Here is a 13,379-nt window from a genome sequence, read left to right as displayed (position 1 = left end):
AGCACACTTCTTCACGGCGGCCATCCATGTCTGTTTTCGACGCCATCCTGCTCTTCCTGGCGGGCTTTCTGTCAGGCGCCGCCAACGCGGTTGCCGGCGGCGGCACCTTCATCACCTTCGGCGCCATGACACTGGTCGGCGTCCCCCCGATCGTGGCCAACGCCACCTCCTCGGTGACGCAGTTCCCCGGCTACATCACCTCGACCCTCGCTTACTGGGCCGACATCAGGCACTTCTGGCGCGGCGCGCTGCTGCTCTGCCTGATCTCGGCCGTCGGCGCGCTAGCCGGCGCCCTGATCCTGCTGGCGCTCGACAATCCGTCCTTTCGCGTCCTGGTGCCGTGGCTGCTTTTGGGCGCGACGGCACTGTTTGCCGCCGGGCCCTGGCTGAAGCCGGCGCCGAAACCCGGACACGAAGCGGCTGTCGGCTCACTCGCCGGCTCCCTGGCGCAATTCGTCACCGCCATCTATGGCGGCTTCTTCGGCGCCGGCATGGGCGTGATGATGCTGGCCACCCTCGGCCTGACCCAGGCCGGCGACTACCACCGCCTGAACGCGCTGAAGAACATGCTGGCCGTGGTCATCGCGGCTGTCGCCATCGTCGTCTTCGTCTCGGGCGGCGTCGTCGCCTGGCCGGAGGCGATCGTCATGATCCCGGGCGGCGCGCTCGGCGGCTATGCCGGCGTCTGGATCGCCAAGCGCGTACCGCAGAACGTGGTGCGCGGCTTCGTCATCGCCGTCGGCCTGTTCCTGGCTCTTTACTATTTCGGCAAAGGCTGATCGCGGAACAGATCGGGTCGCCGCTCTTTCGTCAGCGTCTCCGACTGCGCGCGGCGCCAGGCGGCGATCTTCTTGTGATTGCCGGAGATCAGCACTTCCGGAATCTCCCGGCCCTCGAATTCCTGCGGTCGCGTGTAGTGCGGATGTTCGAGCAGGCCGTTTTCGAAACTCTCTTCTTCCCCGGAGACCGCATTGCCCATCACCCCGGGCAACAGCCGCACCACGGCGTCGAGCAGCACTAGGGCCGCCGGCTCGCCGCCGGACAGGATGAAATCGCCGATCGAGACTTCCTCCAGTCCCCGTGCATCGATCACCCGCTGGTCGACGCCTTCGAAGCGGCCGCACAGGATGACGGCACCCGGCCCGGCGGCGAGTTCGCGCACGCGAGCCTGCGTCAGCGGTTTGCCGCGCGGGCTCATCAGCAGGCGCGGACGCAAATCGCCCTCCGGCGAGGCATGGTCGATCGCCTTCGCCAGGACATCGGCGCGCATCACCATGCCGGCGCCGCCGCCGGCCGGCGTGTCGTCGACGGTGCGATGCCGGTCGGTGGCGAAGTCGCGGATATGAATCGCATCCAGCGACCATGTGCCCGCCTCCAGCGCCCGCCCGGCCAGCGACAGGCCAAGCGGGCCCGGAAACATCTCGGGATAGAGCGTCAGCACCGACGCGGCAAAACTCACCGGTTGCCCCCGGCGTCGCGCGGTCCGCGCGGCCGGCCCTTCGGGTCGAAATCCTCCTCGCGCGGCGCGTCCGCGTCCTCGTCCTCGTCCTCGACCAGTCCAGCCGCCACCGGATCGACGCGGACAAAGCCCTCGGCGATCGACACGGCAGGCACGGCGGCTTGCGTGAACGGGATCAGCACGCCCTTGCGTCCCGCGAGCGTCACATCGAGGATGTCGCCGCCGCCGAAATTGTGCACCGCGACGACCTTGCCGATAGCGGCGCCGGTATCATCCCGGATTTCCAGCCCGATCAGGTCGGCATGGTAGAATTCGTCCTCCTCGCCATCATCGGGCAGCATCGAACGGTCGACGAACAGCTCCGTGCCGGCGAGCGCCTCGGCCGCATTGCGGTCGCTGACACCCTTGAAGCGCACCACGACAACGGTGTTGGCAGGCCTTATGTCGGTTATCTGAAAGGCTCGTCCATCCCTGGCGTAGAGCGGCCCATAATCCGCCAGCGCCATTGGCTCGCCGGTGAAGGTTTTTACCCTGAGTTCGCCCTTGATGCCGTGCGCGGCGCCGATTACGGCCATCTGGACGGGGTTCTGCGGCTTGCTCATGGGCGAAAATCCTTTGTCCCTGCTCTAGCGCCGCCTCGCCGTCATTTCAACAACGGGCTCTTCACCGCTTCCTAACCCGGCTGCCGGAAAATGACGGCGAACCGGAACAGACCCGATGCAGGAATTCCTCATACCGGCAAAAGCCGATCTCCAGGCCGCGCGCGAAAGCTGGCTGAAGATGCTCGCGCGTGAACGTCGCCTGTCACCCGAGACAGTGGAAGCCTACGAGCGCGATTCGCGCCAGTTCCTGCACTTCCTCACCGGCCATCTCGGCGGACCGCCTGGCATTTCCGATATCGCCGACCTGCGCCCGGCCGATTTGCGCGGCTTCCTCGCCGCCCGCCGCAATGCCGGCGCCGGCGCCCGCACGCTTGGCCGTGGCTTGGCCGGCATCCGCTCGCTGCTGCGGTTCCTCGAGCGGCGCGGTCTCGCCAATGCGGCGGGTGCGGCGGCCTTGCGCGCGCCGCGACAACCCAAATCCCTGCCCAAACCTTTGACGGCGAGCGATGCCAAACATGTCGTATCGGTGGAAGGCCAACTGGCGGAAGAACCCTGGATCGCCGCCCGCAACGCCGCCGTGCTGACGCTGCTCTACGGCTCGGGCCTGCGCATTTCGGAAGCGCTTGGCCTCAATGCCGCTGATCTGGCGTCGGAAGCCGACACCGTGCTGCGCGTCACCGGCAAGGGCGGCAAGACACGGCTGGTGCCGGTGTTGCCGGTGGCGCTCAGGGCGATCGCCGAATACCGCCGGCTCTGCCCCTATCACCTCGATCCGAAGGGTCTGCTGTTTCGCGGCGCGCGCGGCGGCCCGCTCAACCCGGCCATCATCCAGCGTGACATGGCGAAGCTGCGTTCGGCGCTCAACCTGCCGGACACGGCGACTCCACATGCCTTGCGCCATTCCTTCGCCACCCATCTGCTCGGCCGAGGCGGCGATCTGCGCACCATCCAGGAACTCCTGGGCCACGCCAGCCTGTCGACGACGCAGATTTACACCGGCGTCGACACCGCAAGGCTGCTGGAAATCTACGAATCGGCCCATCCCAGGGCATGAACGTCGGTAAAGCCATGCAGTATCGGTGGCCCATTATAAACATTCGCGATTGGCCGAAGCCTTCCCAACTTCGTCATCCTAGGGCGAAGCAGGAGCGAAGCTCCGTCGCGGAGACCCTGGGATCCATGCCGTGACATCAGCCGTGGAATGCAGCGGAGCTGAATTCTGCACCGTGGGCGGTGCTCTGAAGTCGCGGCATGGATCCCTTGGGCTGCGGAGCAGCTCCAGGGGTCTGCGCCGCGTCGCTATGCTCCTTGCTCCGCCCGTGGATGACGAAGAATGGGCGGTTAGGACAATTTCATAACCCCGATTAACGGTTTTGCCGCTTTTCAGTCCTAGGAATGGGACCATGAAACGTGTCATTGCCATCGCCGACCGTGCGGCTTCCGTCTCGCTGAAACTGCTTGTCGCGCTCAACGTGCTGTTTTTCCTATCCTTCCTTGCTGTCTTGCTGTTCGCCGCCGGCAGGGCGCACGCGGAAATCCCGACCTGTACCGGCGCCGACATGCTGTCGGCCTTGCAGAAGAACAATCCCGCCACCTACGGCAAAATCGCGGCCGAGGCGGCTGCCACGCTGAACGGCAAGGGACTGCTGTGGAAGCTGGAAAAACCGGGCGAACAGCCATCCTACCTGTTCGGCACCATGCACATGACCGATCCGCGCGTCACCACGCTGCCGGCCTATGCGCAGAAGGCCTTCGATGCTGCCGGCACCCTCATCATCGAGACCACCGACGTGCTCGACAAGCAGAAGATGATGGCGGCGATGCTGAAGGAGCCGGACCTGATGATGTTCACCGACTCCACGACGCTTTCGTCACTGCTGTCGCCGGACGAAGCGGCGGCCATGAACGCCGCGCTCGATGCGCGCGGCATCCCGCCGGCGACGGTCGCAAAAATGAAGCCGTGGATGCTGTCGGCCATGATGGCGCTTCCGGCTTGCGAACTCGCCCGCCAGTCCGGCGGCGCGCCGGTGCTCGACGTCAAGCTGGCCGAGAGCGCCAAGGCGGCCGGCAAGCCGGTGGAAGGATTGGAAACGGCCGAGAGCCAGCTGCGCGCCATGGCCTCGCTGCCGCTCGCGTTTCACATGAAAGGTCTGGTCGACACGCTGAAGCTGGGCGACAAGGTCAACGATATCAACGAAACCATGATCGTGCTTTACCAGCGTGGCGACACCGGGATGTTCTGGCCGCTGTTCCGCGCCGCCATGCCCGAGGAGCAGGACGACCCCGCGGGCTACGCCGCCTTCGAGGAAACCATGATCACCAGCCGCAACAAGGTAATGGTCGATCATGCCGGGCCGATCCTGGCCAAGGGCAACGCCTTCATGGCGGTCGGCGCGCTGCACCTTCCCGGTCCAGAGGGACTGGTCGAGGATTTCCGCAAAGCCGGCTATACTGTCACCGCCGTCAATTGAGTCGGATGGCAGCGGAGGCACGCAAACGCCGCGTTTACGGCGTTTTCCTCCGCTAGCGTGAAACCCATTCAACGGTTGCGCGTTGATGGATGTTGATTGACCTTTTTCATTTTCCCGGAGGACACATTTATGGCGAACACACCAAACCCAAACGACCCGTACAATTCGACCACCAATGCCCCTCGGCCGAGCGGCGGTGGCGGCAGCCCCTGGCTGATTGCACTGGTCGTCGTTATCCTGGCGATTGTCGCGTATTATGTTTTCGGAAGAAGTGGTGGCGAGCACCCGGCACCCGCCGAGCCGCCAGCGGCCAGCACACCGGCTCCGGCGCCCGCACCGGCTGAACCGATGAAGCCCGCCGAACCGGCCAAGCCAGCCGAACCTGCTCCTGCGCCCGCCCCGGCACCAGCGCCAGCGCCGGCTCCCGCACCAGCGCCCGCCCCGGCACCAGCGCCCGCCCCGGCACCAGCGCCGGCCCAGTAAGGGGCTCGATATCAAAGACCAACGGCCTGCTGAAAGGCGGGCCGTTTTGTTTTGGGTGATGACCGTTGGGGGGCCTTGGCGCCAAGCCACTCCGCCCGTTCGTCATCCTCGGGCTTGACCCGAGGATCCATGCCGCGACCTCGGCCGAGGAATGCAGCGGAGCAGAATTCCGCATCGCAGGAGCGCTCTGAAGTCACGGCAGGGATCCCTTGGGCTGCGGAGCAGCTCCAGGGATCTACGCCGCGTCGCTTCGCTCCTTGCTCCGCCATAGGACGACGAAGCGTTGGGCACCCTTAGATGTGGATCGGCTTGAAGAAGGTGGCCAGCGCCGCTTCCTTCACCGCTTCCGACATCGTCGGATGGGCGTGGCAGGTGCGGGCCAGATCTTCCGACGAGCCGCCGAACTCCATCAGTACCGCCGCCTCATGGATCATCTCGCCGGCGCCGAAGCCGACGATATGGACGCCGAGCACGCGGTCGCTCTGCTTGTCGGCCAGGATCTTCACGAAACCGTCGGTATGCAGCATGGCGCGCGCGCGGCCGTTGGCCGTGAAGGGGAATTTGCCGACCTTGTAGTCGATGCCGGCCTTCTTCAGCTCTTCCTCGGTCCTGCCGACCGAGGCGATCTCCGGACTGGTGTAGACGACGCTCGGAATGACGTCATAGTTCACATGGCCGGCCTGGCCGGCGATGGTCTCGGCCACCGCCACGCCCTCGTCCTCGGCCTTGTGCGCCAGCATCGGCCCGGCGATGACGTCGCCGATGGCGTAGATCCCGGGAACATTGGTCCTGAGATGCCCGTCGGTCTTGACCCGGCCGCGCTCGTCGACCTCGACGCCGGCCTCCTTCAGCCCGAGGCTGTCCGAAAAGGCGCGGCGTCCCGTCGAGATCAGCACGGCATCGGCCTCGATGGTTTCGGCAGCACCCCCCTTGACCGGCTCGAAGGTCACGGTCGCGCCCTTCTTGGCCTTGGCGACGCCGGTCACCTTGGCGCCGAGCTTGAATTCGAAGCCCTGCTTGGAGAGCATCCGCTGGAACTGTTTCGACACCTCGCCGTCCATGCCGCCCAAAATGGTGTCGAGGAACTCGACCACAGTGACCTTGGCGCCAAGCCGTGCCCAGACCGAGCCAAGTTCGAGACCGATGACACCGCCGCCCACCACCACCAAATGGCCAGGCACCTTCTCCAGCGACAGCGCGCCGGTCGAGGACACGATGATCTTTTCGTCGAAGTCGACCTTGACGCCGGGAATGCCGGCGACGTCGGACCCGGTGGCGATGACGATGTTCCTGGTCTCGATCTCGTCGACCTTGCCATCCTCGCCGGTCACCGAGACCTTGCCCGCGGCAACCACCTTGCCGGTGCCGCGGAAGGCATCGATCTTGTTCTTCTTGAACAGGAAGGCGACGCCATTGACGTTGGACGACACCGTCGCGTCCTTGTGCGCCATCATTTTCTTCAGGTTCAGCCTGGGTGCCGGAATTTCGACGCCGAGCGTGTCGAAGGAATGGCCGGCCTCGGCGAACATTTCCGAGGCATAAAGCAGCGCTTTGGACGGGATGCAGCCGATGTTGAGGCAGGTGCCGCCGAAGGTCGCGTTCTTCTCGACCACCGCGACCTTCAGCCCAAGCTGTGCCGCCTTGATGGCGCAGACATAGCCGCCGGGTCCCGAGCCGATGATAACCACGTCATAAGCCATGTTTGTTTCCCTTTTGCTTGGGGTTCAGCGGCCGCCGCTGACATTTAGGATCGCGCCCGTCGTATAGGACGCGGCATCGGATAAAAGATAGAGGACCGCACCGGCGACTTCATCCGCCGTGCCCGCCCTTTTCATCGGCAGCAGATCGCGGAACCGTTCTATCCGGTCCGGCTGGCCGCCGGAGGCGTGGATGTCGGTGTCGATGATGCCCGGCCGCACCGCATTGACGCGAATGCCTTCCAGCGCCACCTCGCGGGCGAGGCCGATGGTGAAGGTGTCGATGGCGCCCTTGGATGCGGCATAGTCGACATATTCGCCCGGCGAGCCCAGCGTCGCTGCCGCCGACGAGATGTTGACGATCGCACCGCCCGACCCGCCATGCCGCGTCGACATGCGCTTCACCGCCTCGCGGGCGCACAGGAACGAGCCGACGACGTTGATGCGCATCATGCGTTCCAGCCGCGCGACATCCATCTCGTCGACGCGCGCCTTGACGTCGACGATGCCGGCATTGTTGACGAAGGCGTCGAGCCGGCCAAAGGCGCGGTCGACGGCGCCGAACATGGCCACGATATCGGTTTCCTTGCCGACATCGCCCCTGACGGCAACGGCTTCGCCGCCGCCGTCCTTGATTTCGGCGACCAGCGCATCGGCGGCGGCCTTGTTGGAGGCGTAATTGACCGCGACGCGATAGCCCGCCTCCGACCCCAGCCGGCAGATGGCGGCGCCGATGCCGCGGCTGCCGCCGGTGACCAGCAGCACTTTTTGCGCCGCGCTCATTCCTGGCATCCTTTCATCGCGAACACATCCGACGGCACTTTCGAAAATCCGCCACCGCCATACGCCCGGGATTGCCTAAGCACCGGCCCGAGATCGGGCAGGATCAGCATCTTCGGCGCCTCGACACCCTCGGCCGGCAAAAGCCCGATGCTGCCCTTGTCGTCGGACGTGTAGATGACGCCGTTCCACAGCGTGCAGGTGGCGAGCTCGGCGCCGGTGATGTCGCCCTCAGGGCATTTGTACATCAAGGAACCGTTCGGCCGTGCGACGCCTTCGTTCCACATGACGATGCCGTTCAGCACCACGTTGTTGTCGAGGATCAGCCGGAAACTGTTGGTGACAACAGCCGATGTGCCGGTCGGGGCAAAATCGATCTCGCTGCCGCTCTGGCTATCCCCATAGACGGCGAGTTCGATCGGGCAGGCGGCTTGGGCGGCTGCGGTAGTCATCACGATCCCGGCCATAAGCACAACCGGTTTGGTGGCTCCGAGCAAGCGAGCCATCATTGGCCGCTCTTTGCCGCAAGCCGCCATCCGACCGCCTCACAGATCGAGCACCAGCCGCTCCGGATCCTCCAGGCTTTCCTTGACCCGCACCAGGAAGGTCACGGCTTCCTTGCCGTCGACGATGCGGTGATCGTAGCTGAGCGCCAGATACATCATCGGCCGGATCACGATCTGGCCGCCGACCACAACCGGCCGGTCCTGGATCTTGTGCATGCCCAGAATGCCCGACTGCGGCGCATTGAGGATCGGCGTCGACATCAGCGACCCGTAGACGCCACCATTGGAGATGGTGAAGGTGCCGCCTTGCATGTCGGCGACCGACAGCTTGCCGTCGCGCGCTGCGATGCCCAGCCGGCCGATATCCTTCTCGATCTCGGCGATCGACATCTGGTCGGCATCGCGCACGACCGGAACCACGAGACCCTTTTCGGTGCCGACCGCGACACCGATATGGGCATAGTTCTTGAAGATGATGTCGGTGCCGTCGATCTCGGCATTGACCGAGGGGATTTCCTTCAGCGCGTGGGTGACCGCCTTGGTGAAGAAGCCCATGAAGCCGAGCTTCACGCCGTGCTTCTTCTCGAAAACGTCCTTGTACTTGGTCCTGAGCGCCATCACCGCCGACATGTCGACTTCGTTGAAGGTGGTCAGCATGGCGGCGGTCGACTGCGCCTCCTTCAGGCGGCGCGCGATGGTCTGGCGCAGCTTGGTCATGCGCACGCGCTCCTCGCGCGATGCATCATCACCCGACGACGGCGCCCGAACCGCGATCGGTGCCGGCGCTGCCTTTGGCGTCTCGGCCGGCTGCGACGGCGCACCCTTGGAGATGGCATCCAGCACGTCGCCCTTCAGCACTTGGCCGCGCTTACCCGAGCCGGAGAGCTGGTCGACCGACAGATTGTTCTCGGCGATCAATTTTGCCGCCGCCGGCGCCGGCGGCATGGTGCGCGGCTCGACCGGTCCGGCATCGCCGGCAACCTTGGCGGTCTCGGCCGCGGCCTGCTTGGTGGTGGATGCCGCGTCGGGGCTGGACGCCTGCGCGACCGCTTGCGGCTTGGTCGCGGGAGCAGCCGCGCCACCGGCCGAAATCGACCCGAGCAGGGCGCCGACGCCGACCGTCTCGCCTTCCCCAACCGTGATTTCACCGAGCGTCCCGGCGGCGGCGGCGGGCACCTCTACCGTCACCTTGTCGGTTTCGAGCTCGACCAGCGGTTCGTCGGCGGCAATGGCATCGCCGACCTTCTTGAACCATTTGCCGACGGTCGCTTCGGTGACGGATTCGCCGAGTGTGGGAACGCGGATTTCGGTAGCCATTGTGCCTGTCCGTTCTTTCGGTTCTGTTCTGCTTATTCGCCGAGCGCGTCTTCGAGCAAGGCGGCGAGCTGGGCGAGGTGCTTCGACATCAGCCCGGTCGCCGGCGACGCGGCCGCCGGACGGCCGGTGTAGCGCACCCGCTGATGCTTGGCGTCGATATGCGCCAGCACCCATTCCAGATACGGATCGATGAACGACCAGGCACCCATGTTCTTGGGCTCCTCCTGGCACCACACCATCTCGGCGTTGCGGAAGCGTGACAGCTCGGTGATCAGCGCCTTGGCCGGGAACGGATAGAGCTGTTCGACGCGCAGCAGATAGATGTCGTTGATGCCGCGCTTCTCGCGCTCTTCATAGAGGTCGTAATAGACCTTGCCCGAGCACAGCACGACGCGGCGGATCTTGGAATCCTTGGTCAGCTTGATCGCCTGGTTGGGCAACAGCTGGGCATCATCCCACAGCAGCCGGTGGAACGAGCTTTCGCCCGAGATTTCCGGCAGCGTCGACACCGCCCGCTTGTGGCGCAGCAGCGACTTCGGCGTCATCAGGATCAGCGGCTTGCGGAAGTCGCGCTTCAGCTGTCGGCGCAAGATGTGGAAGTAGTTGGCCGGCGTCGTGCAGTTGGCGACTTGCATATTGTCTTCGGCGCAAAGCTGCAGGAAGCGCTCCAGCCGGGCGGAAGAATGTTCCGGGCCCTGGCCTTCATAGCCATGCGGCAGCAGGCAGACGAGGCCAGACATTCTGAGCCACTTGCGTTCGCCCGACGAGATGAACTGGTCGAACACCACCTGGGCGCCGTTGGCGAAGTCGCCGAACTGCGCCTCCCACAGCGTCAGCGCCTTCGGCTCGGCCAGGCTGTAGCCATATTCGAAGCCCAGCACCGCTTCTTCCGACAGCATCGAGTTGATGACTTCGTAACCGGCCTGCGCCGCCGACAGATTGTTGAGCGGGATGTAGCGGGTCTCGTCGCGCTGGTCGTAAAGCACGGAATGGCGCTGCGAGAAGGTGCCGCGCTCGGAATCCTGTCCGGACAGCCGGATCGGATTGCCGTCGAGCAGGATCGCGCCGAAGGCCAGCGCCTCGGCCGTCGACCAGTCGATGCCTTCGCCGGACTCGATCGCCTGGCGCCTGTTTTCGAGGAAGCGGATGATCGTCTTGTGCGCTTCGAAGCCCTTCGGCACCTCGGTCAGCTTCTTGCCGATTTCCTTCAGCGTCTTGACCGGTACCGCGGTCTTGCCGCGCCTTGTCTCGTCCTGGTTGTCGGCCGTGCGCAGGCCTGACCAGGCGCCGTCGAGCCAGTCGGCCTTGTTGGGCTTGTAGTGCTGGCCGACTTCCCATTCGGCTTCCAGATGCGCGCGCCAGTCGGCCTTCATCTGATCGAGCTCGGCCTGGGTGATGTGCCCTTCGGCGATCAGGCGATCGCCATAGATCTGCACCGTCGTCTTGTGGGCGCGGATGTTGCTGTACATGAGCGGCTGCGTGAAGGCCGGTTCGTCGCCCTCATTGTGGCCGAAGCGGCGGTAGCAGAACATGTCCACGACCACGGGCTTATGGAACTTCATGCGGAATTCGATCGCCACCTTGGTGGCGTGCACCACAGCCTCCGGATCGTCGCCATTGACGTGAAAGATCGGTGCCTCGATCATCTTGGCGACATCGGACGGATAGGGCGATGAGCGCGAGAAGCGCGGATTGGTGGTGAAGCCGATCTGGTTGTTGATGATGAAGTGCAGCGTGCCGGCGACGCGGTGGCCACGCAGGCCCGACAGGCCGAGGATCTCGGCGATCACGCCCTGGCCGGCGAAGGCGGCGTCGCCATGCAGCAAGAGCGGCAGCACCTTGGCCCGCTCTTCCAGCGGCACGATCTCCTCGCGGCCGCGGCCGAACAGGGAATCCTGCTTGGCGCGCGCCTTGCCCATTACCACGGGGTCGACGATCTCCAGATGCGAAGGGTTCGCCGTCAGCGACAGGTGAACCTTGTTGCCGTCGAACTCGCGGTCCGACGAGGCACCGAGATGGTACTTCACGTCGCCCGAGCCCTCGACCTCGTCGGGGGCCGCCGAGCCGCCCTTGAATTCGTGGAAGATGGCGCGGTGCGGCTTGGCCATCACCTGGGAAAGCACATTGAGGCGGCCGCGATGGGCCATGCCGAGCACGATCTCCTTCATGCCGAGCTGGCCGCCGCGCTTGACGATCTGCTCCAGCGCCGGGATCAGCGATTCACCGCCGTCGAGACCGAAGCGCTTGGTGCCCTTGTACTTGACGTCGATGAACTGCTCGAAGCCTTCCGCCTCGACCAGCTTCTGCAGGATCGCCTTCTTGCCGGTGGCGGTGAACGAGATCTCCTTGTCGGCGCCCTCGATGCGCGCCTGGATCCAGGCCTTTTCCTCGGGATCGGAAATATGCATGAACTCGACGCCGAGCGTCGAACAATAGGTGCGGGTGAGGATCTCCAGCATCTGCCGGATGCTGCCGAATTCGAGCCCCAGCACATTGTCGAGGAAGATCGGCCGGTCGTAGTCGGCTTCGGTGAAGCCGTAATTTTCCGGCGACAGTTCGTTGTAATCCTCGAGCGTGTTGATGCCGAGCGGATCGAGATTGGCGTGCAGATGGCCGCGCATGCGGAAGGCGCGGATCATCATGATGGCGCGCACCGAATCGCGTGTCGCCTGGTGCACATCGGCGTCGGACAGCACGACACCGTTGGTGACGGCCTTGTCCTTGACCTTCTTTTCCAGGTGCTTTTCGACGATGCCCCAATTGCCGTCCAGCGCCGACACCAGCTCGCCATTGGCCTGCAGCGGCCAGGAAGGTTTCGTCCATGAAGCGCCCTTGGCGTTCCTGCGCACATCGCCGGCATCGTCCTTCAGGCCGGCGAAGAACTCCTGCCACTCGGGATTGACCGAGCCGGGATCGTCCTCATACGCCGCGTAGAGCGCGTCGATGTAATCGGCATTGCCGCCATAGAGGAAAGAGGTGAGCGAAAATTGGTCGTTGGCCTGATCTTGTCTTGCCATGTCGTTTCAGCGGAGCCTGGCTCCGTCTCCTTTCGAGGGAACAGTGAGTAGCCGGTAGTGAGTGGAAAATGGAATTTTCCGCTCAGCTGCTACTCACCCGTTCTTCCCTTCTTCACTACTGACTACCTGCTACTCACTACTGGCTTAACCCTTGATCGCCTCGACCAGCGTCGTGCCCAGCCGCGCTGGCGACGGCGAAACTTTTATCCCGGCCGATTCCATCGCCGCGATCTTGTCTTCCGCGCCGCCCTTGCCGCCGGAGATGACCGCGCCCGCATGGCCCATGGTGCGTCCGGCCGGCGCCGTGCGCCCGGCGATGAAGCCGGCCATCGGCTTCTTGCGACCACGCTTGGCTTCGTCCTTGAGAAACTGCGCGGCGTCTTCCTCGGCCGAACCGCCGATCTCGCCGATCATGATGATCGACTTGGTCTCATCATCGGCCAGGAACATCTCGAGCATGTCGATGAACTCGGTGCCCTTGACGGGGTCGCCGCCGATGCCGACGGCAGTGGTCTGGCCGAGGCCGACATTGGTGGTCTGGAACACAGCCTCATAGGTAAGTGTTCCCGAGCGCGAAACAACGCCGACCGAGCCCTTGCGGAAGATGTTCCCGGGCATGATGCCGATCTTGCATTCGTCGGGGGTAAGCACGCCCGGGCAGTTCGGTCCGATCAGCCGCGAGGCCGAGCGATCGAGCCGCGCCTTGACCTTGATCATGTCCATCACCGGAATGCCTTCCGTGATGCAGACGATCAGCGGGATCTCCGCCTCGATCGCCTCGATGATGGCTTCCGCGGCGCCCGCCGGCGGCACGTAGATGACGGAGGCGTTGGCGCCTGTCTTTTCCTTGCCTTCGGCGACAGTGGCGAAGATCGGCAGGCTCTCGCCTTTCGAGCCTGTCCAGGTCTCGCCGCCCTTCTTGGGATGGATGCCGCCGACCATCTTTGTCCCGTGATAGGCCAGCGCCTGCTCGGTATGGAACGTACCGGTCCTGCCGGTCAGGCCCTGCACCAGCACCTTGGTATTCTTGTCGACGAGAATGGACAT

Annotated in this window: 11 protein-coding genes; 3 read left to right on the top strand and 8 right to left on the bottom strand. The window is 64.6% G+C overall.

From position 1 onward, the window contains the following. Positions 1–26: 26 nt before the first annotated feature. On the top strand, positions 27–779 hold the full coding sequence (locus FJ954_RS03775; protein WP_140660457.1) for a sulfite exporter TauE/SafE family protein: 753 nt from the start codon (positions 27–29) through the stop codon (positions 777–779). On the opposite strand, the gene trmD is transcribed toward FJ954_RS03775, so the two are convergent. Both trmD and rimM read right to left on the bottom strand, forming a co-directional pair. Then, positions 761–1,459: a tRNA (guanosine(37)-N1)-methyltransferase TrmD gene (gene trmD / locus FJ954_RS03770; RefSeq protein ID WP_140660456.1), complete on the bottom strand. Its 699-nt coding sequence runs from the start codon at positions 1,457–1,459 to the stop codon at positions 761–763. The genes FJ954_RS03775 and trmD overlap by 19 nt on opposite strands. Next, entirely contained in the window at positions 1,456–2,061 is a 606-nt protein-coding gene (gene rimM / locus FJ954_RS03765; protein WP_140660455.1) for a ribosome maturation factor RimM, read from the bottom strand. The genes trmD and rimM overlap by 4 nt, the downstream gene beginning before the upstream one ends. 115 nt (positions 2,062–2,176) lie before the next feature. Here rimM and FJ954_RS03760 point away from each other — a divergent pair, with 115 nt between their 5' ends. Beyond that, complete coding sequence (locus FJ954_RS03760; protein WP_140660454.1) at positions 2,177–3,115, top strand: tyrosine recombinase XerC; 939 nt, start codon at positions 2,177–2,179, stop codon at positions 3,113–3,115. A 349-nt stretch (positions 3,116–3,464) separates the two neighbouring features. Then, positions 3,465–4,532 carry a TraB/GumN family protein gene (locus FJ954_RS03755; RefSeq protein WP_140660453.1) on the top strand — a complete coding sequence of 356 codons (1,068 nt, stop codon included), beginning with the start codon at positions 3,465–3,467 and terminating at the stop codon, positions 4,530–4,532. Positions 4,533–5,308: 776 nt separating this feature from the next. Here the strand turns inward: FJ954_RS03755 and lpdA are convergent. The 6 genes from lpdA to sucD all read right to left on the bottom strand — a co-directional run bounded on the left by lpdA (position 5,309) and on the right by sucD (position 13,379). Beyond that, positions 5,309–6,715 (bottom strand): dihydrolipoyl dehydrogenase, encoded by a 1,407-nt coding sequence (lpdA, locus tag FJ954_RS03745; RefSeq protein ID WP_140660452.1) that lies wholly within the window; start codon positions 6,713–6,715, stop codon positions 5,309–5,311. 24 nt (positions 6,716–6,739) lie between these two features. Further along, the gene (locus FJ954_RS03740) at positions 6,740–7,495 is read right to left on the bottom strand and encodes an SDR family oxidoreductase (RefSeq protein WP_140660451.1); all 756 of its coding nucleotides are present in this window, start codon (positions 7,493–7,495) and stop codon (positions 6,740–6,742) included. Next, positions 7,492–7,944, bottom strand: coding sequence for a hypothetical protein (locus FJ954_RS03735; RefSeq protein WP_246681010.1), 453 nt, complete (start codon positions 7,942–7,944; stop codon positions 7,492–7,494). The genes FJ954_RS03740 and FJ954_RS03735 overlap by 4 nt, the downstream gene beginning before the upstream one ends. Before the next feature lie 93 nt (positions 7,945–8,037). Then, positions 8,038–9,315: a 2-oxoglutarate dehydrogenase complex dihydrolipoyllysine-residue succinyltransferase gene (gene odhB / locus FJ954_RS03730; RefSeq protein WP_140660449.1), complete on the bottom strand. Its 1,278-nt coding sequence runs from the start codon at positions 9,313–9,315 to the stop codon at positions 8,038–8,040. A gap of 32 nt (positions 9,316–9,347) precedes the next feature. Further along, positions 9,348–12,332, bottom strand: a complete 2,985-nt coding sequence (locus FJ954_RS03725) for a 2-oxoglutarate dehydrogenase E1 component (protein ID WP_140660448.1) — start codon at positions 12,330–12,332, stop codon at positions 9,348–9,350. Positions 12,333–12,476: 144 nt separating this feature from the next. After that, positions 12,477–13,379 (bottom strand): succinate--CoA ligase subunit alpha, encoded by a 903-nt coding sequence (sucD, locus tag FJ954_RS03720; protein ID WP_140660447.1) that lies wholly within the window; start codon positions 13,377–13,379, stop codon positions 12,477–12,479.

The sequence above is a fragment of the Mesorhizobium sp. B2-3-15 genome (assembly GCF_006442875.1).
GTDB lineage: Bacteria > Pseudomonadota > Alphaproteobacteria > Rhizobiales > Rhizobiaceae > Mesorhizobium > Mesorhizobium australicum.
Note: the sequence above shows the minus strand (reverse complement) of the source record. Positions and strands in the feature narration are given on the sequence as shown.